Genomic DNA, 6145 nt, shown 5'->3' on the forward strand with positions numbered 1-6145 from the left:
TGGTTGAGCAAAAAATCGTTGGTAAGGGTCACATTAAACTGACAATTGCCCAAACTATTGATCATCAGGAGTATAAAATCAAAGCGATCGCTTGGCGTTGGGGCGACTATTTCCAGCTACCACTGCGAGTGGATATCGCTTACAAACTACGAGAAAATTACTTTAACGGTAACACCACCATCGAGCTAGAGTTAATCGGTGTCAGACTGCCAACTCAGCTTCAACAATTTTTTGCTTCGCCGCCTATCCCATCAAGCACCACCTTTGAGTACAACCAGCGACATTATACTTGTGGTTTTTATAAAAACGGTATTGAAGCAGAATTAAGAATTAAAAATTCTGAAGGCAAAGTTTTAGTCATGCAGCCAGGACATATAATTGGTTTGCTGGGCACTAATCGTCAAACCGCCAAAGAAGTTGATATTTCTCAACCACATTATGACAATATTATCCAAGCTGCACTTCAGGCGTTATCAGTTAGGAGTTAGGAGTTAGGAGTTAGGAGTTAGGAGTTAGGAGTTAGGAGTTAGGAGTTAGGAGTTAGGAGTTATGAGTTATGAGTTATGAGTTATGAGTTAGGAGTTAGGAGTTATGAGTTATGAGTTATGAGTTATGAGTTATGAGTTATGAGTTATGAGTTGAGAAGAAATTTAATTCCTCACTCCTCACTCCTAACTCCTAACTCTCAATCAGCACTCTTATAGGTTGCCGTTGCGAAATGCCAGCAAAAAGATCACCACTGGCCCAGCAATCACAATTAGCCCCACGGACAGCAATTGGAAAATAACTTCCCAATTAATACTGGTAAAAGCATTAAACAAGTCAGATACAGCGTCAAACATTTTTCCTTTTCTCCTGCCAATTGTCTTAAAAAATTCAATAACTTAATTACAAAACCCGCAATCGATCATATCTGGCCATGGCCTGTTAGATTTAATTTACTTAACAAAATTATAAGAAAAGACATAAAAACGTAAAATAAGGGCATAGGGAATGGGGCATAGGGAAAACACTTTCTTTGTCTCCTCATCCCCCTCATCTCCCTCATCCCCCTCATCTCCCTCATCCCCCTCAATCTCTAATCCAAAATGTCAACTTGGCAATGTGTAAAGCAATGTGGAGCCTGCTGCAATCTTACTCCAGCAGATCGTCCAGACTTGGAAGACTATCTCTCACCACCAGAACTAGAACTCTACCTCAGCATGGTAGCCGAAGACGGATGGTGCGTTAATTTCGACCATACCACGCGAGAATGCCGCATCTACTCCAATCGTCCTCGCTTCTGCCGTGTGGAATCAGAAGTGTTTCAGGATATGTATGGGGTTGAACCTGAAGAAGTCAACGATTTTGCTATTGACTGCTGTCGCCAGCAAATAGAAGGAGTCTACGGCGATCGCAGTCTGGAAATACTACGCTTCAATAAAGCTGTAGGGCTATGACACTCCCACTAGTTGTTTTCGTCTGTCGGTTGCAATTTATGACAAAAATCTGAGAAAATGATAGAAATATGAAAAAACTTTAGCAACCAAAACTACTGCCTGTGAAACTTGACTCTGTACCTTTGGGCATTTCTGACGGATCTCAGACTGAGATCGAGCTAGAACCGAAAGACAGCAATGATTTTAACTTAACTCCTGCGATCGCCGTTGAGCCAGTTCAGCCTGTAGTTGCCGATAGTCCCCAAAAGCAGCAATCAGCGTTAGTAGTTTTTGGTACAACATTTGTAACTATTTTTCTAGCAGAAATCGGAGATAAAACTCAACTATCCACTCTGTTAATGAGTGCAGAATCTCATTCGCCGTGGGTGGTATTTATGGGATCTGCGGCGGCGTTGATAAGCACCAGCTTATTAGGCGTACTTTTAGGTAGTTGGATAGCCAGCCGACTCAGCCCGAAAACTATAGAAAAATCATCCGGCGTCATGTTGTTGGTGATTTCCCTAATGCTGTTTTGGGATGTATTCCAAGGTTAGTTAAAAGTTAGGAGTTAGGAGTTAAGAATTAGGAGTTAGGAGTTAGAAGTTAAGAATTAGAACTTAAGAATTAGGAGTTAAGAATTAGAAGTTAAGAATTGGAAGAACCACAATTAGGAATTAGAAGTTAGTAGTCATTCTCCCTCATCTCCCTCATCTCCCCCATCTCCCTCATCTCCCCCACTTCCCCCACTTCCCCCACCTCCCCCTTAATCATATGGATTGGCATCTATTAGGACTGAGTTTTATTACAGTTTTTTTATCAGAATTGGGTGACAAAAGTCAGCTTGCGGCGATCGCACTTTCAGGGCGTTCTAATTCTTTGCGTGCAGTATTTTTTGGTGCAGCAGGCGCACTGCTATTAACAAGCCTGTTGGGAGCATTAGCAGGAGGAGCTGTAGCCGAATTATTACCTACACGCGTGTTGAAAGCGATCGCTGCTGTGGGATTTGCTATCCTCGCTGCACGCCTGCTGTTATTTAACAATGAACCATCGGCAGATTCTGAACAAATACCCTGACCAAATAGACATCTGGTGAAATTAAATATGCGTTACCCAGAATTCTTGTAGAGACGTAGCACTGCTACGTCTCTACAAGAATTCTGGTATAAATTAGGTTTTCACCTAGACAGGATAAGGGTTTGAGATTCATTTTCACTCCGATATCTAATCATTGGGTTTGCACATTCAGATAAATTTCACAATCCAATTTCAATGGTTAAGCCGCGAATCTTTCCTGTATCTGCCTCAGCCTGATCTGCAACTTCAAGAGTCCAGGTTCCTTGTGGACTTTTACCTTTAAAGGCAGCAAGTTTAAGGGTATTTACTTCGTCATAGGTTGTTTTAATATTATCTGTACTTCCGCCCTGGCGATCGTGCAGAACGATGGGAAGTACGCCTATTTCCACTGGAGGAAGGAGAGTAACTACAAGATCCCCAATAAAAGTATGCTCGATGTCTACATTAACTTTGATGGATTTCATCAGGCTGGTATTAGCGATCGCCAACGACAATGTTGATACTTGCAAGTCATTAATTGGGATATCTTGGACTGCTTTGAATATGCTGATGGGCGATGTTTGATCTGGCTTGGCCAATTCCACAGCTTTGAGAGCATTGATTCGACCGTAACCGTAGAAGGGGCTGCGACCATTGGCATCATATTTGCCTCCAGATGGATCAATGCGATCGCTGGAGCGTTTAATAATCTCTCGCACTTCATCCCAACGCAGATTTGGGTTTCTGGCAATAATCAGGGCTACGACACCAGCTGCACCTGGACAAGCACTGGAAGTTCCGCCGAATTCGTTTGTGTAGTTACCTGCGGCCTCACCCAGATTCCGATTACCCGAATTATAACCAAGTACACCAGAGCGATCGGTTGTCCAAATTCCACTGGTTTGAGAACTGTCCCCATTGTTGCTGGGGAAGGCACACCAGACCGCCTGACCAAAGTCACTGTAAGCGCTTCTCGTGCCGAAGTCGTTACAAGCTGCCACCGCAATCACCTTTTGATAGCTGGCATAGCCATCATTATCCACGCTTTCGTTACCATTACCAGCAGCGAATAAAATTACACAGCCCTTACCGTTGCGTCCTTTATTGATTGCAAAATCTATAGCAAGTCGTGTGGAGTCAGGTAAAGGTACTTTTTGATTGTGTACAGGATCGTTTGGCTCAAACCAAGTACCGTCTGCTGGCCCCCAACTACAAGAAATGACATCAGCACCATTTTGAGCCGCCCAAACAAAAGCATCTGCTTCATCCTGTGACCCCAGCGCCGAAGCTAAACGAATCGGCATCAGCTTTGCACCCGGTGCCACACCAGATGCCCCAAAGTTGCCGTTTGCACAAGCTACTCCTGCACAGCCTGTGCCGTGGTTATTGTCGTTCCCCGGGCTGGGATTGTTACTTTTACGTGTGACATCACGCGGGGCAACAATCTTGCCAGAGGAACGGAACTCTTCATGATCGAGATCCACACCGTCGTCGATTATTGCAATAATTGTCCCAGTGCCATCGCTCAACTTCCAAGCTGCCTCGACGTTGGCATGGGCGTTAATTACCTTACCATTAATTGTTGTTTGCTTTAAATGCCACTGGTGCGGGAAAACCTGGCGTTGGCGTGACTCACGCGCTAGTTCAGGATGGCACAGTTCTACTGATTCCTCATTCAGAAGTCTCTCGGCGATGTCAAAGATGGCTATACCAGTATTTACAGGTGAGTTGACAAAGTAAGCATTCTGTGCATATTCAAGTTGGCGTTTAATTGTTAAGCCGTAACGTCCTAAGACCTCTTGGCAGACCCTTGACTCTTCTTCGTCATTGAATTTAACGAAAAGGTTTTCGGTATAAACTACAGGTTGTTTGGATACTGGATCAATCAGGACACGTCCGGCAAATTGGACTTCAGACTCTTGGTTGAGAATTTCACGAGCGCGATCGCGCAAAGCGACGCCCTGATTTGGAACTTTCGCTCGCAGAATTTCCACACCCGCTTGCCGAAACCGTGTTGTTAACTCAAATTGATTGAGGATGCCACGAGCTCTGGGTGACACAGGTGCAACTTCAAACGGTCTTGCACCGACAACAGTGCTGCGGCTTTCGGTACGCACAACAACGTGTTCGTTACTGATAGCAAGTTCAAACTGTTGACCATTCTGTCCACCATAGCGAACCTGAACCATCGTTTAATCTCCTACTATTAAATTGGGTATGGGGCATTGGAAAACCGTATTATGCCTTACTTTTAAAGCAAGCTGCGTGCAGCTGACACTGACGTTTAGTTTGTGGATGCTTCTTATTTCATGTGTTATTTGTATTCCATACCACTGAATAACGCCATGTCTACGACGGGCTACGCCTACGCAGTTTTTGCAGGCGAACCCAGTCAATGAGAACAGGGAACACTAAGTACAATATTTCATAAATTCGTAGCGAATTCTCTGCGAACCTTTGCGCTTCCCTTTGCGCCCCTACCCTGCGGGAAGGCGAAGCGCCTATGCGTTTAAATTTCAACCCTCAATTCGCCACGATTTTATGCACAGCTGTACTAAGTCCAATTTACACACTACAAGCCAATTGGCTCCCCCGAAGTGTCTAGCTTAATTCAATTACGAATTAGGAACTTGTGCCGAGCGACTCGCCGTGAGCGCAGCCGTTCGCGTAGCGTCCCGCAGGGAAGGGAGTCGAGGTATTACGAATTATTTTTATAAATGCTCTCTTGTTACAATCATCAAGCAACTAAATTCTGGAAATTGTATTGAATTTACTAATCAGGATTTGCTTTTCTGATAAAGTTTACTAAAGCAAAGTTTTACCTCTTCTTTGTACTACTATCACATCGTAATAATACCTAACTTTTTTGATTACTAATGAAGGAGGAGAAGATATAAAAAAGCTTGTCATGCTCAAACAAAGTGTATGTGTTTACACTTTTATATTGAAGTTTGTGTTATTGCCGCAGTATTTCCCAACTGTTTTCTACGAGAACTGAGGCAGAGAAAATAATATGTTTTTAGACATTTTAGCTAGCCTGCAACGGTTATTTGTGGGTTACATTCCCGCCGTTGTATTGGGTAGTTTCATCGGATATTTAATAGGTATGAATAGCATGATTTATCAGCTATTTAGGCTGATATTTCAGATCCCACATAGTATTCCTCCTATCGCTCTGCTACCTATTGCCCTAATAGCATTTCAAGAGAACGACTCGGCTGCTATTATAGTAGTTTTTCTAGGAACTTTCTGGACAATGATTATTAATACGGCAATAGGTATGCGACATTTTCATAGACAGAATAATAACTTTCGAGTAGCTATATTTCATATATTTCATGCTTTGAAAGTTAGCATTTGGGTAGCATGGTTTATAGTTATTGCCATAGAAATGTTAATAGGCACAAAAGGACTTGGTTTTACTCTCTGGGATGCTTATAAAGCTGGTAATGCCGATTACATAATCCAGGTGATACTCTACATCGGTATCATCGGCTTTTTGCTGGATCAGTTACTAGATTTTGGAGCCTATATTCTCTCGCAAATGGTTTCAGATGGGAAAAAATCTTCCTAAACTTTATCCTGCTTCTCCACGAAAAGAGAAGTTTTTCCTTGTCTTTTCTCCACATTCATGAGTTATATCATGTCCGTTTGAGCCTATTAACATTTCTATG

Annotated in this window: 6 protein-coding genes and 1 pseudogene; 5 read left to right on the forward strand and 2 right to left on the reverse strand. The window is 43.0% G+C overall.

What is annotated here, in order from left to right; genetic code table 11:
* A pseudogene (locus LC605_RS30505) lies at window positions 1–488 on the forward strand (single-stranded-DNA-specific exonuclease RecJ); the annotation flags it as partial.
* Between the two features lie 210 nt (window positions 489–698).
* Here LC605_RS30505 and LC605_RS30510 read toward each other — a convergent pair.
* Window positions 699–842 (reverse strand): photosystem II reaction center protein Ycf12/Psb30, encoded by a 144-nt coding sequence (locus LC605_RS30510; RefSeq protein ID WP_229551161.1) that lies wholly within the window; start codon window positions 840–842, stop codon window positions 699–701.
* 246 nt (window positions 843–1088) lie between these two features.
* Here LC605_RS30510 and LC605_RS30515 point away from each other — a divergent pair, with 246 nt between their 5' ends.
* From LC605_RS30515 to LC605_RS30525, 3 genes are all read left to right on the forward strand, one after another.
* Window positions 1089–1439: a YkgJ family cysteine cluster protein gene (locus LC605_RS30515; protein WP_229551162.1), complete on the forward strand. Its 351-nt coding sequence runs from the start codon at window positions 1089–1091 to the stop codon at window positions 1437–1439.
* A gap of 101 nt (window positions 1440–1540) precedes the next feature.
* A complete protein-coding gene (locus LC605_RS30520) occupies window positions 1541–1972 on the forward strand; it encodes a TMEM165/GDT1 family protein (protein ID WP_229551163.1) in 432 nt (143 codons plus the stop codon).
* Window positions 1973–2189: 217 nt separating this feature from the next.
* Window positions 2190–2492 (forward strand): TMEM165/GDT1 family protein, encoded by a 303-nt coding sequence (locus tag LC605_RS30525; RefSeq protein WP_229551164.1) that lies wholly within the window; start codon window positions 2190–2192, stop codon window positions 2490–2492.
* Window positions 2493–2671: 179 nt separating this feature from the next.
* Here LC605_RS30525 and LC605_RS30530 read toward each other — a convergent pair whose 3' ends face one another.
* Window positions 2672–4660: a S8 family serine peptidase gene (locus tag LC605_RS30530; protein WP_229551165.1), complete on the reverse strand. Its 1989-nt coding sequence runs from the start codon at window positions 4658–4660 to the stop codon at window positions 2672–2674.
* A gap of 824 nt (window positions 4661–5484) precedes the next feature.
* On the opposite strand from LC605_RS30530, the gene LC605_RS30535 reads away from it, so the two are divergent.
* Window positions 5485–6045, forward strand: coding sequence for a nitrate transporter (locus tag LC605_RS30535; RefSeq protein WP_229551166.1), 561 nt, complete (start codon window positions 5485–5487; stop codon window positions 6043–6045).
* Window positions 6046–6145 lie beyond the last annotated feature (100 nt).

Origin of the sequence: Nostoc sp. CHAB 5836 (assembly GCF_020829445.1) — a bacterium.
Taxonomy (GTDB): Bacteria; Cyanobacteriota; Cyanobacteriia; order Cyanobacteriales; family Nostocaceae; genus Nostoc.

Coding starts and splice junctions, on each gene's coding strand:
- LC605_RS30510 (WP_229551161.1), bottom strand. CDS start 842: ATGTTTGACGCTGTATCTGACTTGTTTAATGCTTTTACCAGTATTAAT.
- LC605_RS30515 (WP_229551162.1), top strand. CDS start 1,089: ATGTCAACTTGGCAATGTGTAAAGCAATGTGGAGCCTGCTGCAATCTT.
- LC605_RS30525 (WP_229551164.1), top strand. CDS start 2,190: ATGGATTGGCATCTATTAGGACTGAGTTTTATTACAGTTTTTTTATCA.
- LC605_RS30530 (WP_229551165.1), bottom strand. CDS start 4,660: ATGGTTCAGGTTCGCTATGGTGGACAGAATGGTCAACAGTTTGAACTT.
- LC605_RS30535 (WP_229551166.1), top strand. CDS start 5,485: ATGTTTTTAGACATTTTAGCTAGCCTGCAACGGTTATTTGTGGGTTAC.